The 22,619-nt window shown below is 28.1% G+C and carries 15 protein-coding genes; 13 read left to right on the forward strand and 2 right to left on the reverse strand.

What is annotated here, in order from left to right; genetic code table 11:
• Positions 1-6: 6 nt before the first annotated feature.
• From Q3223_RS09970 to ptsG, 3 genes are all read left to right on the forward strand, one after another.
• Positions 7-2,049, forward strand: a complete 2,043-nt coding sequence (locus Q3223_RS09970; protein WP_407811919.1) for a cation:proton antiporter — start codon at positions 7-9, stop codon at positions 2,047-2,049.
• Positions 2,050-2,313: 264 nt separating this feature from the next.
• Positions 2,314-3,156, forward strand: coding sequence for a BglG family transcription antiterminator LicT (licT, locus tag Q3223_RS09975; protein ID WP_054271235.1), 843 nt, complete (start codon positions 2,314-2,316; stop codon positions 3,154-3,156).
• 281 nt (positions 3,157-3,437) lie between these two features.
• Positions 3,438-5,516, forward strand: coding sequence for a glucose-specific PTS transporter subunit IIBC (ptsG, locus tag Q3223_RS09980; RefSeq protein WP_407811920.1), 2,079 nt, complete (start codon positions 3,438-3,440; stop codon positions 5,514-5,516).
• Between the two features lie 109 nt (positions 5,517-5,625).
• Here the strand turns inward: ptsG and Q3223_RS09985 are convergent, their stop codons facing one another.
• On the reverse strand, positions 5,626-6,495 hold the full coding sequence (locus tag Q3223_RS09985) for an AraC family transcriptional regulator (protein ID WP_407811922.1): 870 nt from the start codon (positions 6,493-6,495) through the stop codon (positions 5,626-5,628).
• A gap of 163 nt (positions 6,496-6,658) precedes the next feature.
• On the opposite strand from Q3223_RS09985, the gene Q3223_RS09990 reads away from it, so the two are divergent.
• The 3 genes from Q3223_RS09990 (at position 6,659) to Q3223_RS10000 (ending at position 11,929) form a co-directional block, all read left to right on the forward strand.
• Positions 6,659-8,113 (forward strand): UDP-N-acetylmuramoyl-L-alanyl-D-glutamate--2,6-diaminopimelate ligase, encoded by a 1,455-nt coding sequence (locus tag Q3223_RS09990; RefSeq protein WP_407811923.1) that lies wholly within the window; start codon positions 6,659-6,661, stop codon positions 8,111-8,113.
• 274 nt (positions 8,114-8,387) lie between these two features.
• Positions 8,388-10,667 (forward strand): EAL domain-containing protein, encoded by a 2,280-nt coding sequence (locus tag Q3223_RS09995; RefSeq protein WP_167639630.1) that lies wholly within the window; start codon positions 8,388-8,390, stop codon positions 10,665-10,667.
• A 224-nt stretch (positions 10,668-10,891) separates the two neighbouring features.
• Positions 10,892-11,929 carry an N-acetyltransferase family protein gene (locus Q3223_RS10000; protein WP_407811924.1) on the forward strand — a complete coding sequence of 346 codons (1,038 nt, stop codon included), beginning with the start codon at positions 10,892-10,894 and terminating at the stop codon, positions 11,927-11,929.
• A 270-nt stretch (positions 11,930-12,199) separates the two neighbouring features.
• Here Q3223_RS10000 and ychF read toward each other — a convergent pair whose 3' ends face one another.
• On the reverse strand, positions 12,200-13,297 hold the full coding sequence (ychF, locus tag Q3223_RS10005) for a redox-regulated ATPase YchF (RefSeq protein WP_054271231.1): 1,098 nt from the start codon (positions 13,295-13,297) through the stop codon (positions 12,200-12,202).
• A 315-nt stretch (positions 13,298-13,612) separates the two neighbouring features.
• Here ychF and yfmF point away from each other — a divergent pair, with 315 nt between their 5' ends.
• The 7 genes from yfmF to murF all read left to right on the forward strand — a co-directional run bounded on the left by yfmF (position 13,613) and on the right by murF (position 22,618).
• The gene (gene yfmF, locus Q3223_RS10010) at positions 13,613-14,878 is read left to right on the forward strand and encodes an EF-P 5-aminopentanol modification-associated protein YfmF (protein ID WP_054271230.1); all 1,266 of its coding nucleotides are present in this window, start codon (positions 13,613-13,615) and stop codon (positions 14,876-14,878) included.
• Positions 14,879-14,892: 14 nt separating this feature from the next.
• The gene (gene yfmH / locus Q3223_RS10015; protein ID WP_407811925.1) at positions 14,893-16,179 is read left to right on the forward strand and encodes an EF-P 5-aminopentanol modification-associated protein YfmH; all 1,287 of its coding nucleotides are present in this window, start codon (positions 14,893-14,895) and stop codon (positions 16,177-16,179) included.
• Positions 16,180-16,548: 369 nt separating this feature from the next.
• Positions 16,549-17,292, forward strand: a complete 744-nt coding sequence (lgt, locus tag Q3223_RS10020; RefSeq protein ID WP_219673175.1) for a prolipoprotein diacylglyceryl transferase — start codon at positions 16,549-16,551, stop codon at positions 17,290-17,292.
• Between the two features lie 32 nt (positions 17,293-17,324).
• A complete protein-coding gene (rsmH, locus tag Q3223_RS10025; protein WP_223152786.1) occupies positions 17,325-18,260 on the forward strand; it encodes a 16S rRNA (cytosine(1402)-N(4))-methyltransferase RsmH in 936 nt (311 codons plus the stop codon).
• A 478-nt stretch (positions 18,261-18,738) separates the two neighbouring features.
• Complete coding sequence (locus tag Q3223_RS10030) at positions 18,739-19,086, forward strand: hypothetical protein (protein WP_054271226.1); 348 nt, start codon at positions 18,739-18,741, stop codon at positions 19,084-19,086.
• Between the two features lie 11 nt (positions 19,087-19,097).
• Positions 19,098-21,077, forward strand: coding sequence for a stage V sporulation protein D (locus Q3223_RS10035; protein WP_054277280.1), 1,980 nt, complete (start codon positions 19,098-19,100; stop codon positions 21,075-21,077).
• A gap of 167 nt (positions 21,078-21,244) precedes the next feature.
• Entirely contained in the window at positions 21,245-22,618 is a 1,374-nt protein-coding gene (gene murF / locus Q3223_RS10040) for a UDP-N-acetylmuramoyl-tripeptide--D-alanyl-D-alanine ligase (RefSeq protein ID WP_054271224.1), read from the forward strand.
• The last annotated feature ends 1 nt before the right edge of the window (position 22,619 follow it).

A 22,619-nucleotide genomic window follows, 5' to 3' on the forward strand; every position in this document is an offset into this window, starting at 1 on the left:
GTAGACGTGTCAATTTTAGTAACATTGTTAGGGTTATTGGTTTGCACAACAATTTCAACTGTACTTAGTAAAAAGTGGAACAGTATTCCTCTTGCAATATATCAAATTGTATTAGGAGTTATATTGTCTATTTTGCCATTTAAATTTTCATTTTCATTTAACCCAGAAATATTTGTAATATGTATAATAGCTCCATTATTATTTAGTGAAGGTCAAAATGTATCGAGAAAAGAGCTGTTAGAACTTAGAAAGCCTATTTTACTTCTTGCATTTGGTCTAGTTTTGACAACAGTATTTGCAGGTGGAATCTTTATACATTTTCTTATTCCTGAGATGCCTCTGTCAGTTTCATTTGCTCTAGCAGCAGTAATATCTCCAACTGATTTAGTGGCAGTAAAATCAATCACACAAGGATTAGATTTCCCTAAAAATATGATGAGTATACTTGAAGGTGAATCTCTATTAAATGATGCTGCTGGAGTAGTAGCATTTAAAGTTGCAGTGCTTGCAACAGTTACAGGAGCATTTTCAATAAAAGAAGCAGGGATTCAATTTATAATTACTGCTTTTGGAGGAATAATATTAGGATGCCTTTTAGGATATATAATTATAAAAATAAGACTTAGTTTACATAAGTGGAATCTGGAAGAAATTCCAATGGTAATAGTTATACAAATAATGACTCCACTTTTTGTGTATTTTGTGGCAGAAGAAGTAGGGGTATCTGGAATTCTAGCTGTTGTAATGGCAGGGATAGCCCATGGAATTGAAAAAGAGCATTTACAAAATACAACTACTAAACTAAGAATAATATCAGACAATACATGGTATGTTTTAGAGTATGTATTGAATGGATTTGTATTTACATTGCTTGGTTTTTTATTACCAAGCATATATATAGGTCTTAGCACTAAAAATGAAAATATGGCATTGAAATTGACTTTTATTGCTGTTTTAATTGTATTTATTTTATTTGTAATAAGATTTATATGTGTATATTTATGGCATGATTCTTTTATAAAAACTAAAAAGAATCCATTAAATAATTTCTTTATAGGATTTTTAGGTTTTAAGAATGAAGAAGTTGTAAAAGACAGTATTTCTAGATGTAAATACTCATTAATAGTTGCTACTTGTGGTGTTCATGGTACCTTTACACTAGCAACTGCATTATCCATACCATTTTATTTAGCTAATAAAGATATATTTCCGATGAGAGATACTGTTTTATTTATATCATCAGAAGTTATTCTTATAAGTTTAATATTGGCTACAATTTTATTGCCAAGATTATTAAAAAATAATATACAAGAATCAGAACATTTACTATCTGATAAAGAGGCATATCAATTAATTTTGAAAGAAGCTATTTTAAAACTTAGTAATGAAAATGCACAAGAAGTACAACCAGTTATACATGATTTAAATGAACAGTTGGTAGACTCTGAAAAGGGAATATTAAATACTCCAGATAACAAACTTATAAGTATTATGATTGCACAAGCAGACCATCAAGGTTTGTTGGCTGTTCAAAACCTATTAGAAGTTGGAAAAATTTCTGATAGAGCTTTTAAATTGTATAGGTTTTATATTACAAAATCAAGAAAATCTATTCAGAAGTCTATATTTAAGATTGCAAGGCTAAAAATAAGTATGTGGATTATAGATAGAAAAGTAAAACTAGAAGTAAAAGAAAAAATTACAAAAATAATATCCGAAAATAAAGAAATAATTAAAGAATTTCACCATGCATATGCACTTTCTACTAAAACTGCTATATCTTTTATAAATGGAAATACTGATGAAAACAACAGACATGAGTCCATAATAGTAATCAGATTTTATAATCGTTACCTGAATTGGCTGACTAGAAAGATTCAAAATGATGATAAGTTTGAAGCAAAAGTAGAATACTACAGGTTAATGGCAATCCAAAGTGAAAGAGATAGTGTTCAACAATTAGTTGAAACTAAACAAATATCAAGAGAAGTTGCTAAGGAGTTATTGGAGAATATTCTTTATGATGAGATGATGATGATAGAATCATAAAAACAATGCAATATAGTGTGTGTTCTTTGATATTAAAATTAATGTTAAAAAATAGGAAATAGTTTTCAATAATTTGCTTGACAGATATATTTATTTATAATAGAATAAAACCATAAATTGAATACAATATTTATTAGCATTAACAAATTGGATTGTTACTGGAAAGCAGGCAATACCTAAGTTAAGATATACAGGTGAATTGTATCTTAATTTAGGTGTTTTTTTATGAATAAGTGAATTTGTATTTTGGGAGATATATTGATTATGATTATTCAACAAATTTATAATAATAATGTTGTATTGGTTCTAGATGAAAATATAAAAAAAGAATTGATATTAACAGGATGTGGGATTGGATTTCAGAAAAAGAAAGGTCAAGAAGTAGACAAAAGTAAAATTGAAAGAACCTTTGTTATACAGGATGAAAGTTTTGTAGATAAAATTGGAAAACTGGCAAGCCAGGTTGATGAAAAATTTTTTGAAATTAGCACAGATATAATTGCTTATGCAGAGGGAATCTTGAATACTGAACTTTATGAATATATTTATGTAGCGCTTACTGACCATATTGCATTTGCTATTAAAAGGTATAATGAAAATATAACTATAAAGAATGATTTACTACATGAAATAAAAAGAATACATAAAAAAGAATATGAGATTGGTAAATGGGCTGTAGATTATATAAATAAAGAATTTAATGTACAATTTCCACTTGATGAAGCTGGTTTTATAGCCATGCATATAGTAAATTCAAATTATAAAGGAAGTTCAAAGGAATCTCTATTAATTACTAAAATAGTAAAAGACATACTCAATATTATAAGATACTACTATAGAGTTGAATTTAGAGAAGATGATATAAATTATGATAGGCTTCTTACTCATCTGAAGTTCTTTGCAAATCGCTTGGTAAAAAGAGAAGAAATAAATGATGCAAATAATGAAATTATAGATATAATAAAAGTAAAGTATGAAAAAGATTATAACTGCGCATATAAAATAAAAACTCATGTAGAGAAGAATTACGATTACTATGTAAGTCAAGATGAATTACTGTATTTAACATTACATATCAAAAGAGTTATATCTGTATTAAACTCATAATAAAAGGGAACTCGATACAAAGTATATAGGTTAAATATATTATTTAAAAGTTAATACAAAATAATAATTTTAAAACATTAAGATTGTTACTGATGATGCAGGCAAGACTTAGGTTTATAAAAAAATTATAATAGTTTATTTTTAATTCTGAAATTAGGTTAATATAGATTTATTTATATTAGCGTAAGTTGGATTTTGGAATTAGGAGTACTAATGTAATTTTTTATAAACTTAAGTCTTTTTTATTTAAAAAATATAAAATAATAAGGAGAGAAGAGTATATGAAAAAAATATTTGGTATTTTACAGAAAGTAGGGAAATCTTTAATGCTACCAGTTGCATTACTTCCAGCAGCAGGTATATTACTTGGTATAAGCAATGCTTTAGCAGGAGATGCATTATTAGCTCATTTTCCAGCTTTAGCTAATCCTACATTTCAACTTATAATAAGTATAATGGAAAGTTCAGGTCAAATTATATTTAATAACTTACCACTTATATTTGCAGTTGGTGTGGCTGTAGGTTTGACTGAAGGAGAAGGTGTTGCAGCATTGGCATCCATAGTAGGTTTTTTTATTCTCAATACATCTATGGGGGTTATGGCAGGTGTTACAGAAGGTATGATAGATAATTCTATGTATGCAAGTATTGTTGGAATACCAACGATTCAAACAGGTGTATTTGGTGGTATCATAATAGGGATAGTGGCTGCTTATCTTTATAAGAAGTTCTATAAAATTGAGTTACCTCAATATTTAGGTTTTTTTGCAGGTAAAAGATTTGTTCCAATTGTTACTTCATTGGCAGCCATAGCAATAGGAATCATATTGTCTTTTGTTTGGCCTCCAATACAAGAGGGATTGCTTAGTTTCTCAAAAAATGTCATAGAGACAAATCAAACACTAGCAGCGTTTATGGAAGGTTCTTTAGAAAGACTATTAATACCTTTTGGTTTACATCACGTTTTTCATAATCCATTTTGGTATCAATTTGGAGAATACATAAATAAAGCTGGTGAACTTGTAATGGGTGACCAAAAGATATTCTTTGCCCAACTTAAAGATGGAGTAACCTTCACATCAGGTACTTTTATGACAGGAGCATTTCCTTTTATGATGTTTGGTCTTCCAGCAGCAGCGCTTGCTATGGTACATGAAGCAAAGCCTGAAAAGAAAAAATTTGTAGCAGGTATAATGGCATCAGCAGCATTGACTTCTTTTTTAACAGGAATAACTGAACCAATAGAGTTTGCATTTTTATTTGTAGCACCAGCATTATTTGCAATACACTGTTTATTTTCAGGTTTATCATATGCAGTGATGCAATTATTGGGAGTTAAAATTGGTTTTACATTTTCAGGAGGACTAATAGATTTCTTGTTATTTGGTGTACTTCCTAATAGAACTCCATGGTATTTAGCTATTTTAGTAGGTCTTGGGTTTGCAGTATTATACTATAGTGTATTTAGATTTATGATAAGAAAGTTCAATTTAAAGACACCAGGAAGAGAAGATGAGTCAGAAACCAATGTAGGTACTGTTGAAATGTCTAAAAATGAATTAGCATCAGAGATTTTAGTTGCCCTAGGGAATAAAGAAAATCTAAAGAGTCTAGATGCTTGTATAACAAGACTTAGATTAGTTGTAAATGATATAGATAAAGTAGATAAAGAAAAGCTAAAATCACTTGGAGCAGCAGGTGTTATGGTTATTGGAAATAATATTCAAGCTATATTTGGACCTAAATCAGATGCAATAAAGTCTGACATAAAGGATATAATAGAAGGAAAAATAAAAGTTGAAGACAAGAATATTAAAGATACATATAAAAATAAAGTAGAAAAAAACAATACAGAAATCGTCAACATGGGAGATTCTTTATTAGAAGAAGAGGTTTATGCCCTTACAAATGGAGAGTTACTAGACATAGAAGATGTGCCAGACTCTGTATTTTCAAGCAGATTGATGGGCGATGGATTTGCAATTAAATCTGATGATGGATTAATATATTCACCAGTTGATGGAACTATTGGAGTTGTATTTCCAACTAAGCATGCGATAATAATAAAATCTAAGAAAAGTGGAGTAGAAATACTTATACATTTAGGAATAGAAACTGTAAACTTAGAAGGTAATGGATTTGAAGTATTTGTGAATGTAGGAGATGAAGTCAAAGCAGGGGATAAGTTAGTGAAAATGGACTTAGAGTATATTGAGAAAAACGGTCTATCAGTAATAAGCCCTGTAGTATTTACTAATTTAGAGCAAAATCAGAAATTAAGCATTAAAAAAGGAAGAATCATAGCAAAAGAGAAGAATCGTGTAAGCATAGTAAGAGATAATGTTGAAAAGATTGGATAGATATATAATATTTTAATTTATTTTAAAATATTAGCAACCATGAGATATTAGTAAGATGAATAGACTAATATCTCATGTGTTTATTGAGACAACATTTATAACAAATAATTTACTCATCTAAAAGAGTAATATCTAAAGGACTTTTATTGTTTATATAATTTTTAGGAGATACCCCATAGTACTTTTTAAATGCTCTTACAAAACTAGAATAATCGTTGAATCCACATTTACTACAAACTTCGCTCATAAGATTACCATTAATTATTAATGATTTTGCCAAAATTAATCTTTTCTGGACTATATAATTGTGTATGGATGTCCCAGTATAAGACTTAAACTTTCTCATAAGATAATATTTACTTATAAAAAATTCAGATGATATGCTATCTATGGAAAGCTTATTATCTATATTTGAATTTATATAGTTTAATATTTTTTTTATAGTTTCATCATAAAAAACATCTTCTGTTGATTCTGTATTTTCACTTTTTAAGAAAATTCTATTTAAGAATATCATAAGTTGTATAAACAATGTATTTCTCAATAGTTCATTTCCAAATTCATTGTTAGATTCAGAAATACTTATTTGTTCAATAAAAGTCTTAATGGATTGAATATCATGTATATTTAAACGTAATCTATTACATTTATTTTCTGTGGCTATTTTAAAACATTTTTCTAAGTCACTAGTAATATTACTATTTTTTTTCATAAATTCTGGACTAATCCATATTGCAATTCTCTCATAAAATACATCTGAATCTATAACTGGTTTATGGATTTCATTATTACTGATAAAAAGTATATCCCAAGGTTTTAGTTTATAGGGAATTCCTTCAACAAAATAAGTGACATTTCCATCTATAAATATAATTATCTTATTAAAATCATGATTATGGTATTCAAATTTTATATCTTTTTTGTCTCTAATATTAAATATTTTAAAATTATCATTTAAGTACCCAATTTTTTTATCCATAGCTTTTATATGAGACCTTTCTTGAGTTATATTATAAAAAATTATAGAGCATTTTTTGCAATATTTCAAGCATTTTTAACCATTCACATAGTAAAAAATTCTTAATATAATATTATATGTAGTGTAATTTTAGCAGAAAGAGTTTAAAGGGAGGAAAGCATTTATGAAATTAAATGATATTATACAAGGTTTGGATATAGTCAATGTCAAAGGTGAATTAAATATAGATATTAATAATGTACAATATGATTCAAGAAAGGTTACAGAAGGTACATTATTTGTATGCATAAAAGGATTTGTGTCAGATGGTCATAAGTATATAAAAGATGCTATAGAAAAGGGAGCAAAAGCCTTTATTGTTGAAGAAGATGTAGAAATAAAAGGATATACATTTATAAAGGTAAAAGATACAAGAAAAGATATGGCAAAGATAGCTGACAATTTTTTCAATCATCCATCTCAGAAATTTAATGTTATAGGAGTTACAGGTACTAATGGAAAAACTAGTATAACTACTATATTAAATGAGATATTAACTTTAAATAAAAATAAAGTTGGTCTTATAGGAACTATAAAAATTTTTGATGGTGAAAAAGACATTGTTTCTAGTTCAACGACTCCAGAAAGTATAGATTTACAATATCATTTTAATAATATGTTAGATAATGGATGTGATTACTGTGCGATGGAAGTTTCATCACACTCATTGGCATTAAATAGAGTTGATGAGACAGACTTCAAGGTGGGCATATTTACAAATTTAACACCAGACCATTTAGACTTTCATAAAGACTTAGAGGACTATAGAAAAGCCAAAGAAAAGTTGTTTTTTAAGACTACTATGGCAAATATAATAAATATAGATGATGAAGGTGGAAAAAAGATATATGAAAATATAAAAGATTTAAATGTACCTTGTTACACTTATGGTGTTGATACTAAAGCTGATTTTATGGCTAGAGATATAAAATCAGATTCGGATGGAGTATCTTATAGGTTGATAACACCTTCTTATGAAGAAGTTATATTTATACCTGTTCCAGGGATGTTTACAGTATATAATACATTGGCAGTTATAGCTGCTTGCTATGTACTTGGCATACCTAAGCCAGTGTATAAAGAAGGTCTTAGACTTTCTAATGGAGTATCAGGAAGGTTTGAAACAGTTCCAAATGATAAGGGAATCAGTGTAATTGTAGATTATGCTCATACCCCTGATGCACTTGAAAATGTATTGAAAACAACTCAACAATTTGCAGAAGGAAAAATAATTTCTGTGTTTGGATGTGGTGGAGATAGAGATACTGAAAAGAGACCTTTAATGGGAGCTATTGGACAAAAGTATTCTGATTTATGTATTATAACTTCTGATAATCCAAGAACTGAAGAACCAGAAGCAATAATAAAAGATATACTTGAAGGAATTGATAAGAAAAAAGAAAATTATCATGTTGTTTCGGATAGAAAACAAGCTATAGCAGAGGCTATAAGTATGGCAAAGAAAAATGATGTTGTTATCATAACAGGTAAGGGACATGAGACTTATCAAATTATAGGTAAAGTTAAGCATCATTTTGATGATAAAGAAGTTGCAAATGAATGTTTAAGTAAAATGTAATATGAGAATCTAATAAAACAAGACATCTAAAAATGTAATATCAAAATCTATTTTGATATTACATTTTTATTTTGTATATGGAAATTATTGTAAAATAAGTAATACAATAATAGGAGTTCTAATATCTACATTAATTAATTTATTATTGTAATAAAGTTTATAATTTTGTATAATTACAGTAAATATGGAAAAATAAGTATCATTATAAAATGCTTACAGTAATTGACATAAAATAATAATTATATATAGAGATTCTAGAAAGGCAGGAAGCATAATGTTAAGTGATGCAAAAAATAATAGGCATGGTTTGTCCATAATTGCCATAATAAGTATCTTAGTAATTACAATTTCCTGTTTGATTTATGGTTCAAAGTTGAATAAGACATTAGGTGAAGAAACGAATCAATATCTTTCAGAAATAGCAAATCAAAGCGTCAATGTGTTGAGAAAACAAATTAATGGAGACATAAAGTTATTACAATCAATTTCAATATTTGTTGAAGGAGAAGGGTCTTATGAAGTAGATAATATCCTTTCTATACTTAAAAGAGAAGCTGTCAATAGCTCATTCAAAAGAATGGGGGTTATTTTACCAAATGGCACAGCATATACTACAGATGGGCATATAGAAGATTTCTCGAAAAGGGATTATTTCTTGAAATCAATGCAGGGAGAAGTGGCTATAACAGGCAAATTAAAAGATGTAATAAAAGATAATGAAAATGTTAATAGCGACATTAATGTATATTCTGTACCAATTTATAAAGGTAATGAGGTTAAAGGGGTCATATTTGCCACACATAACACCAAGTTGTATGAAAAGATTCTTTCTGTGCAAACCTTTAATGGAAGAGGTTATTCTTATATAGCTAAGAGTAATGGAGATATTGTTTTAAATCCAAGTAGTAAAAATGCCAACACTAATAAGGAAAATTTATTTACTTATATTGGTAAAAGTGATGCTTCATCAAAGTCTACTCTTAATAACATGAAGTCAAACATAAAAAATTTTAAGTCTGGTTCATTGAGTTATAACATGTCTGGAAGGGGATATTATTTAAGTTATGCACCAATAAGAATCAATGATTGGTATCTTTTTTCTGAAGTACCTAAAACTGCTGTATCTGAGAAGTCATATGCTATTATAAAGCTTACATTATCAGCATGTGTAGTTTTGATTATAATATTTACTGCATTAACAATTTACATATTGTTTATACAAAAAAAGAGTAAGGAAAAATTAGAAGATTTTGCTTTTAAGGACAACGTTACAGGTATCGGAAATTCAAATAAATTTAATCTTGAGGGTGGCAAATTTTTATCATCTCATGAGAAGAAGAACCTAGTTTTAATTTATTTTGATGTGGATAAGTTTAAGCTAGTAAATGATAGGTTTGGATATGAAGAAGGAGATAGAGTATTAAAAGAAATAGCAGAGATAATTAAGAGTATGTTTAAAGAGCAATCCGTATTTTCAAGAATTTCAAATGATAATTTTGCCATAATATTTGAAAAGAAAAATAATAGAGAATCAGTTATTGAAATATGTGAACTTATACGTAAAAAAATGTCAATGATAAAAACTAGCATAGGAGTAGAGTTAAATTTGATTCCATCGATAGGAGTATACTTTGTTGAAGAGGGAGAAACAAATATTTCTACCTGTCTTGATAAAGCTATGATTGCAAAAACGACAGTAAAAAGAAAATATTTAAAAGTTTATGAAATTTATGCTGAAAACTTAAAAGAGACTCTCATAGAAGAACGTGATATTGAACAAGAAATGCATGATGCTTTAAAAAATGAACAATTTAAAGTTTATTTACAACCTAAAATTGAATTATCAACTGCTAAAATTGTAGGTGCTGAAGCTCTTGTACGTTGGCAGCATCCTAAAAAAGGATTAATAAGTCCAGGTGTGTTTATTCCTATTTTTGAGAAGAATGGTTTCATAACAGAATTAGATATGTTTGTATTTACTCAAGTTTGTAAAAATTTTAAACGTTGGGAAAATGAAAGCTTTCCTACATTTCCTATATCAATAAATTTATCAAGGGTGCATCTTGAGAACCCAGATTTTATATTTGAGCTTGAAAATATAACAAAAGAATATGGGATTGAACCAGATTTAATTGAAATTGAGCTGACAGAAAGTGCAATTTTTGATAATACAAAAATATTGTTTAAAATAATGCAGGATTTAAAGTCTGTTGGATTCAAAATTTCTATGGATGATTTCGGTTCAGGTTATTCTTCCTTGAATATGCTTAAAGATATGCCAATTGATGTATTAAAATTGGATAGGGAATTTTTTATAACAGTAGGAGATATGAAAAAAAGTCAAATTGTAGTTTCAAGTATTGTTCAAATGGCAAAGCAGCTTGATATAAAAGTTGTTTCAGAAGGAGTCGAGACATTGGAGCAAGCTGAATTTTTAAGAGTTATAGGTTGTGATATGGCTCAAGGCTTTTTATTTGCTAGACCAATGCCAATCGAAAAATATGAAAAACTAATCTTAGATAGATATATTGTAAAAGGAAAAGAAACAAATTAAATAAATTATAAAACATAACATAAAAATTTATAAAAAGTGAACCTTGTTTAATCAATGCTCACTTTTTTTATATAAAAATACACTATTACAAGAATCTAAATTGTTATAGGAATTAGATGATATTTTAAAAGAAATATATGAAATATTCTGATATAAACAGTTTGATAGTATGGTTTATGCAGTTAAGTATATTAAACATTATTTGAAAAATTGGGAGGATAAATTTGGAGAATATAATAATTAGAGAAATGGAAGCTGATGAAAGAAGGTTTGTGTGGGAACTTGGTAAATCAAGTTTTGGATTGGTTGAAGGCTTGGCATTCAAGAAACCAAAAGATGCTTTTCTTGCTATAGTGGATGGACATATTGTTGGGATGGCTTCTTATAGAATTTTTCATGCAAAAAATAGTCAAAAGATTGGTTACTTAGAAACAGCCTATGTAAAAAAAGGTTATGAGGGTAAAGGAATAGGAAGTAAGCTTTATAAAAAGGTAACTATGTTTTTAAAAGAGCAGGGTTGCAAAACAGTAACTGCCACTGTAAAAGATGATAATGTTGCATCATGGAAGCTTTTTGAAAATAATGGATATAATATTATGAGTTTTACACAGATGTTACAAAATTATGGGCTAATTGGGACTGTACAATTATGGATACACAGCACGCTTTTTATTGCCTCTGGGTTTCATCTATGGAGTACTTCAGCACAAAAAAGCAATTCATCAATTCGACAATTAGGAACTTACATAATTTTGAACTTATTGATATTGTTTCCTATTTTATTGTTTGATAATAATTTAATTGATTGTAGCGTCATGGTAGGTGCATTTTTTTCTTTGTTGATTATTTCCTTAATTAGTGGAATGTTTGCAACCTTAATTTTACCCGAGAAATGGATATTTACTGTTACACGAGGTGGATTGTTTATATCATTATTGGTGACAGTATTAGGTGGTATATGGCCAATGATAGGTAGATTTTATCCAAAAGACTACAAATCAACTGCTAGGTTTAGACGCAACATGGCTATTGAAGGATTATTTGAATGGTTAGGATTATTGTGTTTTGTTTTATGGATAGCAGTTGTAGGAAAATCAGAATTTAGTGAATACATAGTTTCACTTGGAAAGACTTTGTTGATTTTACATAGTATACCTTTTTATCCATTTGAATGTTTTGGTGGAAGGCGTATTTGGGATTATAGTAAAATACTTTCAGTATCAACAGTAGTAATTTCTATAGGTGTATTAAATCTATTTTAGAAATATAATTTTATAACCAAGATTTGAGGCTAAAGTCTTATTAAAAAACAAAAAGTAACTTATAAATTTAATTGTTATATGTAATAGATTAGATTTTATCATACAAAAAAGAGAGTTTTTCATTGTGATTATTAGAAATCATTTGGAATAACTCTCTTTTTTGCAAAGAATCTATATAATTATTATAAGATAATAAAAAATTTCATTATTATAACTATAATATCCTAATCATAGTACTTACAATAGCCAAAGTCTACAAAGTTAATAATTTTAAACATTAAATCTAAATAATATAACATCTCCATCTTTAACTATGTATTCCTTACCTTCTAATTTAACTAATCCTTTTTCCTTAGCAGCAGCCATAGTACCATGCTCAACTAAATCATTAAAAGCTATTGTTTCAGCTCTTATAAATCCTCTTTCTATATCAGAATGTATTTTTCCTCCTGCTTGAGGTGCCTTACTTCCAACCTTTATAGTCCATGCTCTAACTTCTTTTGGACCAGCAGTTAAGAATGAAATTAAACCAAGTAAAGCATAAGAAGATTTTATAAGTTTATCAAGTCCTGATTGTTCAAGACCTAATGTCTCTAAAAATTCTTTCTTTTCTTCAGGAGAATCAAGTTCAGAAATTTCTGCTTCTATTTGTGCACATACAACAACAACTTCAGCATCTTCTGTTTCGGCAAATGCTTTAACTTGTTGAACATACTTATTATTTTCCCCATTATCAGCCAAATCATCTTCTGATACATTTGAAGCGTATATTACAGGTTTAGATGTAAGTAAATCTAATGAATTTACGAATACCTGTTCATCTTCTGTAAATTGCATAGTTCTTACACACTTACTTTCCTCTAAAGTAGACATGATTGATTTTAGTAAATCAAGTTCAGAGCCTAAAGTCTTATCAGCTTTAGCAGCCTTTTGAGTTTTATGGATTCTTCTTTCAAGAATTTCTATATCAGAGAAAATTAATTCTAAGTTTATAGTCTCTATATCACGAAGTGGGTCTACAGAACCATCTACATGTATAACATTTTCATCTTCAAAGCATCTAACAACATGGACTATTGCATCAACTTCTCTTATATGTGATAAAAATTTATTTCCTAAACCTTCTCCCTTAGAAGCACCTCTAACTAAACCAGCTATATCACAAAATTCTATAGCAGTAGGGACTATTTTTTCAGAATTATATAATTCTTGTAGTTTGTTCAATCTTTCATCTGGAACAGATACAACTCCAACATTTGGGTCTATCGTACAAAAAGGGTAATTTGCAGATTCTGCACCTGCTTGAGTTATTGCGTTAAATAGTGTGCTTTTACCTACATTCGGTAAACCAACTATACCTAATTTCATATTAATCGTCCTCTCTCTTATTCTTTTTTATATTCTTTATATAACTTTAAACAATCAATCTATAGGATTGCAAAATTGTTTTAATTATAGACATACATATTGATTATACATCATATATATTAAGCTTGTAAACTAGACTTTAAAGCAGATTGATTTAAATAATATTTGAATTTAATTTAAATAAAAATATTGCTTTTAGAAAATAATAAAAAGGATATAATTAAATAGAAGGTTGTTATATGTTAGTATATATAATTAGAAAATAAATAAATTTCAATTTAAAAATTGATGTTTAAATAAAAATAGGAGGTACATATGGTTAATACTAAGAAAATAATAAATTTAGGTAATAATATTAATCTTACTTTGATAAAAACAGAGAAGTTTAAATCAAATCTTATAAGTTTGTATGTTCAAAGAATCCTTGATGAAAAAGAAACTACAAAAAATGCTCTAATTCCAGCAATAATAGCAAGTGGAAGTGAAAAATATCCTAGTGCAAGAGCAATATCTAATAAGCTAGATGATTTATATGGTTCATCTATGGGAGCTGATGCTGTAAAGCGTGGAGAGAGACAAGTATTGAGTTTCAAAATAATTAATATAAGTGAAAAATATTTAGATGAGAGTATATTTGAAGAAGTGGTGGAATTTTTTAATGAAGTGATAAATAACACTCTTGTTGTAGATGGTGGATTTAAAGAAGAATATTTAAATATTGAAAAAGAAAATTTAAGAGAAAAAATACAATCAGTAATAAATGATAAAAAAGAGTATGCACAAGATAAATGTATTGAAGCTATGTGTAAAGGTGAAAGATACAGTATAAGTGAATTTGGTTATGAAGATGAAATAGATAGTATAACTTCAAAAGATTTATATGAACATTATAAAAATATACTTAAAACATCACCAATAGATATAGTTGTAGAAGGTGATTTTGATGAAGATAAGGTTGTAGATATAATAAGTAAGAATCTAAAATTTGAAAGAGAAGATATTATAGATATACCAAGAGCTGATTTTATAAAAAATGTAGATGAAGTAAAAATTGTAGATGAACAAATGGAAATAACTCAAGGTAAACTTGTTATGGGTTACAGAGCAAATGTTGATTATGCAGATACAGATAAATATTATGCTCTTGTTGTTGGAAGCAATGTATTAGGTGGCGGACCTCATTCTAAATTATTTGTGAATGTAAGAGAAAAAGAAAGCTTATGTTATTATGTATTTTCTTCGATAGAAAAGTATAAAAGTATTATGTTCATATCTTCTGGTATAGAAACTAAAGATTATGATAAAGCTGTGAAGTTGATAAAAGAACAAGTAGAAAGTATAAAAGCAGGAGATATATCTGATGAAGAATTAGAAAATAGCAAACTTGCTTTAGTTAACTCTATGAAATCTATAACAGATAATATAGGTGGGATGTCTGATTTTGCTTTTTCTCAGTCTATGTCAAAGACAAATTCTGAAGTAGAAGACATAATATCTAGTATAGAAAAAGTTACTAAAAAGGATATAGTCGAAGCTATAAAAGGTATAGAGCTTGATACTGTATACTTTTTAAGAAATTAATGGAGGAAATGTCTATGGAAAAAATAGTTAATGATATATTGAGAGAAGAAGTTTATTATGAAAAATTGCAAAATGGACTAGATGTATACTTTATGCCTAAAAGAGGCTTTACTAAAAAATATGCTATTTTGGCTACTAATTATGGTTCAAATGATTTGGAATTTATACCAATTGGAGAAGATAAAAAAATTAGAGTAAATGAAGGTATAGCACACTTTTTAGAGCATAAGATGTTTGAACAACCTGATGGAGGAGATGCATTTGATAAATTTTCTAAATTAGGAGTAAGTGCAAATGCATTTACTAATTTCACAATGACAGCATACTTATTTTCTGCTACTGAAAATTTTTATGAGAGTTTAGAACATTTAATTGACTATGTCCAAACACCTTATTTTACAGATGAAAATGTTGAAAAAGAAAAAGGTATAATAGCCCAAGAAATAAAAATGTACAATGATGACCCTGATTGGAATGTATACTTTAATTGCTTGAAGGCAATGTATGTAAATTATCCTGCTAGAATTGATATAGCAGGTACAGTAGATAGTATATATAAGATAACTAAAGAAGAACTGTATAAATGTTACAATACTTTCTATAATCCAGGAAATATGGCTTTATTCGTTGTTGGTGATTTGGATGTAGAAAAAGTTGTAGATGTAACTAAAAAAGCAAATAACTATGATGTAGATAAACTTTCTAAGAGTATAGAGAGATTTTATCCAGAAGAACCTAAAAGTGTAAAAGAAAAAGAAGTCATAGAAAAATTCCCTATATCTATGCCTATGTTTAATATAGGTTTTAAGGATAATAATGTTGGTTTAAAAGGAAAAGAACTTCTACGTAAAGAGATTGTAACTGACATACTTGTAGGTATGTTATTTAAAAAAGGAAGTAAACTTTATGAAGATTTGTATATGCAAGGATTAATAAATGAAAATTTTGGAGCGGGATTTTCATCTCAAGTAGATTATGCTTTTAGTATAATAGCTGGAGATTCTAAGGAACCTAAAAAAGTAAAAGATATAATTATTGAGTATATAGAAAACTCAAAAAAAGAAGGTTTATCTAAAGAAGAATTTGAAAGAACTAAAAAGAAGAAGATTGGTTCATTTATTAAGTACTTTGATTCAATAAATTTTATAGCAAACAGTTTTATATCTTATGTATTTAAGGATATAAATATATTAGATTATTTAGATGTTGTTAAAGACATTACTTTTGATGAAGTAGAAGAAAGATTAAAAGAACACTTTAAAGAAGAGTATTGTGTTATTTCTATTGTAGAACCTAAATAAAGATTTACTTATAATAAGAATAACTAGATAAATATTAAATTGTGAGTTTGAATACTTATCTTGTTTAAATAAGAAATAAATTTATAAAATATATTTATGTAAATTAAGTTGAAAAATTTAAGAATAGTATATAAAAATGTATAAGAGGTTGGTGCATAAATGTGCCAATCTCTTTGATTTTAAAGAATTTTATAGTAATCATATTGGTATAATATATGTAATATATTATGAGTATTTGTAGAATTAGTTTTAATATTTTTTGTAGAATTAACATTAATATGTTATCATAATTTAGTATAATTACAATTAATTGTAAAGATAAGTATATTGCTTTGGAAATATTTTTAATTAATACGAAGAGGTGGAGTTATGGATAGAGTGGCATTTACACTATTTGGAATAGACATAATGTGGTATGGAATACTTATGGCATGTGGAATGATTCTAGGAACTTTAATTGCAATAAAAGAGTCAAAAAGAGTAGGAATTAAAGAAGATGATGTATTAAATATAGCTATAATAGCAATTCCAGCAGGACTAATCTGTGCAAGAATCTATTATGTAGTATTTAATTGGAGTTATTATGCTCAAAATATATCTCAAGTCTTTAATTTTAGAGGTGGTGGACTTGCTATACATGGAGGTTTAATTGGTGGAATATTAGCTGGATATATATACACTAAAGTTAAAAACATTAACTTCTTAAAAATGGCTGATACAGTTATACTTGGAATGCCTTTAGCACAAGCTATAGGGAGATGGGGAAATTTTATTAATGGAGAAGCACATGGAGGTGTTACTAATTTACCTTGGGGAATAATGGTAGATGGAGTAAAGGTACATCCAACTTTTCTATATGAATCTATATGGGATTTTGGTATATTTATAGTTTTATTGCTGTTTAGAAAAAATAAAAAGTATGAAGGTCAAGTTATAGTTAATTATATAACTTTATACTCAATAGGAAGGTTTTTTATAGAGGGATTAAGAACCGATAGCTTAATGTTAGGACCACTTAGAATGGCACAAGTTATAAGCCTAGTTGGAGTGATTGGTGGTATAATTGCACATATTTATTTATCAAATAAAAATAAAAAAAATATTAGTGAATAATAGTTTAAATAGTGAATTTAAGGGAGGTAACTATGGAATTTCATCATGTATCAGTTCTTTTAAATGAGTGTATAGAAAATTTAAAGATAAAGCCAGATGGAGTGTATGTAGATTGTACTATGGGAGGAGCAGGTCATTCTAGAGAGATAGTAAAAAAACTATCAGATAAGGGATTATTTATAGGCTTTGACCAAGATAAAAATGCTATAAACACAGCAAGAGAGAGATTGAGCGAATATAAAGATAGAGTAAAGTTTGTTCATAGCAACTTTGAAAATATAAAAGAGGAATTAGAAAAAATAGGAGTTTACAAGATTGATGGCGTGTTGGCAGATTTAGGAGTATCATCTCATCAACTTGATGAAGCAGACAGAGGTTTTTCTTATATGCAAGATGCACCACTTGATATGAGGATGGATGTTAGATGTGAGTTTTCTGCATATGATGTTGTAAATACTTATACAGAAGATGAACTTGCTAAGATAATAAAAGATTATGGAGAAGACAACTGGGCTAAACGTATAGCTAAATTTATAGTTGAAGAAAGAACAAATAAATCAATAGAAACTACAGGTGAATTGGTAGACGTAATTAAAAAAGCTATTCCTAAAAAAGCTAGAATAGATGGACCTCATCCAGCTAAAAGAACTTTTCAGGCTATACGAATAGAAGTAAATAATGAACTTGGAGTAATTACGAAGATGATAAATGATGCTTCTTCTATAATGAATGAAGGTGGAAGAATATGTATAATAACATTTCATTCATTAGAAGATAGAATAGTAAAGAATGCATTTAAATATCTAGCATCAGATTGTATATGTCCACAACATTTACCTATATGTCAGTGTGACAAAGAATCTGAGGTAAAAATAATAACTAGAAAACCAATATTACCTAGTGATGAAGAAATAGAAGTAAATCCACGTTCAAGAAGTGCTAAGTTAAGAGTAGCAGAAAAAATATAACTTATACAATTTAGGATTAAAAAGTAAGTTTATGTAAAGAAGAGCTATTATAAGCAATTAAAAAGTATGATAAATTGTGTAGTATTAGAAGGTAATTGTGAAACAATTGATATTATAAGGCATATTTCTGTTATTGATATAAGTGATTAAGATTGAGATATAAAAATATGGAGATATATAATATAATGAAGAGATTATTAATAAAAAATAGATAAACTAGTTACATATTGTACTTATGGAAAAGATTATCTGAATATAGTATAAGTAATAAAAATAAATAAAAATTAGTAAATAACCTATAGATTCAATATAAGAGTATAAGTGAATTTATAGGTTATTTTGTTGTGTATAGAAAAAAGTACAATTAGATTGTGTATTAGTGTATTAATTTAGCGATGGAATTTTAGAGGAAGAGATATGATTAATAACAAATATAGTATAGAGGAAAATTTAAAATCTATATTATCGGGGTGATAATTTGAAAAAAAATTATAAAATACATAATCTAAATGAATATAAAAATAAGAAAAAGAATAATTATAAAAAGAGAAATAATAAAAAAATAGGGGCTAAATGTATTTTATTGATTGCAACCTTTACAGTAATAATATTGAATCTATGTGGTTATTCAAAAATCTCAGAAATGAAGTATGACATTTATTATTTACAAAAAGATTTAAGAAAAAAAGAGATAGTACTAGAAGAACTAAAGGCAAAAGAAACTGAAAAAACATCGATAAAAGAAATTGAGCTAAAGGCAAAAGAATTGCTCAATATGGACTATCCAAAAGATGGACAAATAAAGTATATAGATGTGGATAACTAGGGGGAATAGATTTGAGAAAAGTAAAGAGGATAAGTAAAAAAAGACTGGTACTCGTTCTTATTCTAGCATGTGCATTGTTTTTTTGCCTTGTTATTAGGACTGGATACCTACAACTTATGAAAGGTAACTGGTTAAGTACAAAAGCATTAGAACAACAAACAAGAGATATACCAATAGAACCTAAAAGAGGAACTATATATGATAGAAATATGAAAGAGTTAGCAGTAAGTGTAACTAAGTATACTGTCTGGTGCAAACCTGTAGAAGTAGAGGATAAAAAGGAAGCAGCACAAAAGGTAGCTGACATTTTAGATGAAGATTATAAAGACATTTACGCTTTAATAAGCAAAAAAAATATGGCTCTTGTAAAAGTCAAAAGATGGATAGATGATGATAAGGCAAGCCAAATAAGAGATGCTAAACTGGGTGGAATATGGGTAGCAGAAGATAATCAAAGATATTATCCATATGGAAACTTTGCACCATATGTACTAGGACATACTTCTTCAGATGCAACAGGTATATCTGGTATAGAGATGCAATATGATAAAAAATTAAAAGGAAAGCCTGGGAAATTGATAGTGAGTACTGATGCTTCAGGAAGAGAAATACCACAAGGAATGGAAAAGTATTATGAACCTGTTCAAGGGAATGGACTTGTTTTATCTATAGACGAGGTAATTCAACACTATACTGAAAAAGCAGTACAAAAAGCTTATGAGATAAATAATGCAAAAAAGGTTACTGCAATAGCTATGAATCCTAAAACTGGTGACATACTTGCTTTAGCATCAAAACCAGACTACGACCCTAATGATTCGAGAACACCAATATATCCATATTATCAAGAAGAACTTGAAAAATATAATGATAAAGAGAAAATAAAAGGTTATTATCAAATGTGGAGAAATCCAGCAGTAAGTGATACATATGAGCCAGGTTCTACATTTAAACTTATCACATCTTCTAGTGCACTTGAAGAAGGAGTGATTAAAGATGGTGAAAAATTCACATGTACAGGTAGTGTAACTGTTGGAGGAAGAAAGATTAAATGTTGGAGACACTATAGACCTCATGGAACACAGGAGTTTAAACAAGCAGTACAAAACTCTTGTAACCCTGTATTTGTTGAGTTAGGAAGTAGATTGGGTGTTGGAAAAATGTATGATTATATAGAATCTTTTGGTCTTATGGATAAGACTGGTATCGATTTACCAGGAGAAGCTAAAGGAATACTGTATAATGAGAAAAATGTAGGTCCAGTTGAATTGGCTACAATATCGTTTGGTCAATCTATATCAGTGACACCAATACAACTTATAACAGCTATATCATCAATAGCAAATGGTGGAGATTTAATGCAACCAAGAGTTGTAAAATCTTATACTGATAATAAAGGTAATATAACTGAAACAGTAAAGCCAAAAAAAGTAAGAAGTGTTATATCTAAAGAGACATCTAAGAAAATGTTAGAAATTGCAGAGTCAGTTGTAAGTGAAGGTGGAGGAAAGATAGCGTATATACCAGGATACAGACTTGGTGGAAAAACTGGTACAGCTCAAAAAGTTATAGATGGTAAGTATGCACAGGGAAAATATATATGTTCATTTGTTGGAATAGCACCTTGTGATGACCCACAAATTGTAGTTCTTGCTATTGTTGATGAGCCAACAGGAGTGAGTGCATTTGGTAGTACTACAGCAGGGCCAATAGTAAAAGAAATAATGAACGATTCATTAAAATATTTAGGAGTTAAACCTGTATATAAAGAAGAAGAGAAAGCTGAATATGAAAAGAAACAGGTTCAAGTGCCAGATGTAAGAAATCTAAAAATTGGTGATGCTGTGAAGGCTTTAGAAGATGCTAAGTTAAAACCAGATTTAGATACAGATATAGAGCTTCCAGAGAATACAAAGGTAAAAGATATATTCCCAAAACCTGGAGTAAAAGTTAATGAGGATTCAAGTATAACACTATATTTTGAGAAGTAAAAAGTAACAGATAATTAACATATACCCATAAACATCTTCAAAAAAACAGAAATATAGTATATAATTATAAAGTTAAGAGTTATCGTAGGCAATGTATATATAACGGTATACATTGCCTTTTGTTGCTAAGACAATATAACTAAAGGTTTTAAAGGAGGAGTTTGATAATGGAGTGCTTAACAATAAAAGAGTTAGTACTTGCAACTAATGGGAAGTTAATATATGGAGATTATAATGACTGTGTAAGTGATATAGTTATAGATAGCAGGGAAGCAAATGCCCAAAATGCATTTGTAGCCATAGTTGGAGAAAATTTAGATGGGCATACATTTATGAAGTCTGCATATGATAGTGGATGCAAAACTTTTATAAAAAGTGAAAGTAATGGAATAAAATTAGAAAGTTCGGATATAAATTTAATAGAGGTAAAAGATACATCTTTAGCTCTAGGAGATATCTCAAGATATTATAAAGAAAAATTTAATATTCCATTTATAGGTGTTACAGGTAGTGTAGGAAAAACTACGACTAGAGATATGATATATTCTGCTATATCCGCAAAACTAAACATATTAAAAAATGAAAAGAACTTAAATAATCATTTTGGAGTTCCATTGACTTTATTTAATCTAAATAAAGAACATGAGTGTGCTGTAATAGAGATGGGAATGTCTGGATTTAATGAAATAAAATATTTAGTAGATATAGTAAATCCCAAAATTGCAGTAATATCAAACATAGGATTATCACATGTAGAAAAACTAGGTTCACAAGAAGGTATTTTAAAAGCAAAGATGGAAATCACTTCTAATTTTGATGAAACAAATACTTTAATTGTAAATGGAGATGATAAGTTTTTATCTACATTAAGAGAAAAAGAACATGTGTATAAACTAAAAACATTTGGATTCAACAAAAACAATGATATTTATTGTGAAAGTTATACTATGGAAGAAGATAGTCTTACATTTATATGCGTTATAGATGGAAAAAAAGAGGAAATATTTATACCAACAATAGGAGAACATAATATATATAATGCTATGTCTGCAATATTGGTTGGAATGTGTCTAAATATTTCTTTAGATTATATAAAAAAAGGTTTAAAAAATTTTAAAGGGACAAAAATGAGACTAGACATAATAAAGAATGAAAAATTAACAATAATTAATGATTCATATAATGCTAGTCCAGATTCTATGGATGCTGCTTTAAAGATACTTGGAAGATATAAAGGTAGAAGGGTAGCAATACTTGGAGATATATTAGAAATGGGTGAAATTTCAGAGTATGGTCATAGATTAGTAGGAAAATCATCTATGAATAATACTGATGTTATAATAACTATAGGTGAAAATTCAGTGTTTATTGGAGAAGAGGCAAAACAATTAGGATTTGATACAGCCAATATATATCACTTTGAGAATAGAGAAGAAGTACTTAACAAGTTAGATGAATTAGTAAAAACAGGAGACACTATTTTAGTAAAAGGCTCAAGAGGCATGAGATTAGAAAAAATAGTCGAATATCTAAATAAATAAG

Origin of the sequence: Clostridioides sp. GD02367, from assembly GCF_045900275.1 — a bacterium.
Taxonomy (GTDB): Bacteria; Bacillota; Clostridia; order Peptostreptococcales; family Peptostreptococcaceae; genus Clostridioides; species Clostridioides difficile_A.

Coding starts and splice junctions, on each gene's coding strand:
- rsmH (WP_223152786.1), top strand. CDS start 17,325: ATGGAATTTCATCATGTATCAGTTCTTTTAAATGAGTGTATAGAAAAT.
- licT (WP_054271235.1), top strand. CDS start 2,314: ATGATTATTCAACAAATTTATAATAATAATGTTGTATTGGTTCTAGAT.
- lgt (WP_219673175.1), top strand. CDS start 16,549: ATGGATAGAGTGGCATTTACACTATTTGGAATAGACATAATGTGGTAT.
- yfmH (WP_407811925.1), top strand. CDS start 14,893: ATGGAAAAAATAGTTAATGATATATTGAGAGAAGAAGTTTATTATGAA.
- Q3223_RS09995 (WP_167639630.1), top strand. CDS start 8,388: ATGTTAAGTGATGCAAAAAATAATAGGCATGGTTTGTCCATAATTGCC.
- Q3223_RS09990 (WP_407811923.1), top strand. CDS start 6,659: ATGAAATTAAATGATATTATACAAGGTTTGGATATAGTCAATGTCAAA.
- ychF (WP_054271231.1), bottom strand. CDS start 13,297: ATGAAATTAGGTATAGTTGGTTTACCGAATGTAGGTAAAAGCACACTA.
- ptsG (WP_407811920.1), top strand. CDS start 3,438: ATGAAAAAAATATTTGGTATTTTACAGAAAGTAGGGAAATCTTTAATG.
- Q3223_RS09985 (WP_407811922.1), bottom strand. CDS start 6,495: ATGGATAAAAAAATTGGGTACTTAAATGATAATTTTAAAATATTTAAT.
- yfmF (WP_054271230.1), top strand. CDS start 13,613: ATGGTTAATACTAAGAAAATAATAAATTTAGGTAATAATATTAATCTT.
- murF (WP_054271224.1), top strand. CDS start 21,245: ATGGAGTGCTTAACAATAAAAGAGTTAGTACTTGCAACTAATGGGAAG.